Origin of the sequence: Streptomyces sp. RP5T (assembly GCF_003933965.1) — a bacterium.
GTDB lineage: Bacteria > Actinomycetota > Actinomycetes > Streptomycetales > Streptomycetaceae > Streptomyces.
Window position 1 is genome coordinate 1 of record NZ_RSAJ01001235.1, and the last position, 648, is coordinate 648.

1 protein-coding gene and 1 pseudogene are annotated in these 648 nt (G+C 64.7%); both read left to right on the plus strand.

All coding sequences use genetic code 11. The features are described 5' to 3' along the window. Positions 1–116: pseudogene (locus EHS43_RS45600) on the plus strand (IS5/IS1182 family transposase); the annotation flags it as partial. A 303-nt stretch (positions 117–419) separates the two neighbouring features. Then, positions 420–648 (plus strand): aldo/keto reductase (locus tag EHS43_RS45605; protein WP_185806696.1); only part of this gene is annotated, 229 nt, incomplete at its 3' end.

Sequence of the window (648 nt, forward strand, 5' to 3'; positions counted from 1 at the left end):
TGCACGGCTTCCGACGACTGCGGATCCGCTGGGAGCGACGCGACGACATCCACGAGGCCTTCCTCGGCCTCGCCACCTGTCTCATCACCCACCGGCACGTCCAACGCCTTTGTTAGGACCTCTTAGAGATGCCGCGGGTAGGGGCGCCGTCGCGAGCGCCGCGATACCGCCGCTCGGACCAACGGAACCTCTTAGCGATCGAGCGATGATCGGTAGTGGCGACCGACCCGCGAGGGCGGGTTACCATCGGGAGGGCTGAGTAGTGCCCCACGCGCTCGGCCGAGAATTGACAGTTTGTTACTCGCTACTACTGGGTTCTCTGGTATGTCTGGCCGAAACGGTCGAAACCTGACAGGGCGCGCATGCCCCACGCCTCCGAATTTGCGTTAGAGCGCACTCCAACTCCTAGGTTCCGAAGCATGCGATACATCAAACTCGGAACGACCGGACTGGAAGTCTCCGCGATCACCCTCGGCTGCATGAGCTTCGGCGAGCCGGACCGGGGTGGCGAGCCCTGGTCGCTGGGCGCGGACGCCGGCCGGGACATCATCAGGCAGGCCCTTGAGAGCGGCGTCAACTTCCTCGACACGGCCAACGGGTACAGCGCCGGAAGCAGTGAGGAGATCGTCGGCCGGGCGGTCAAGGACT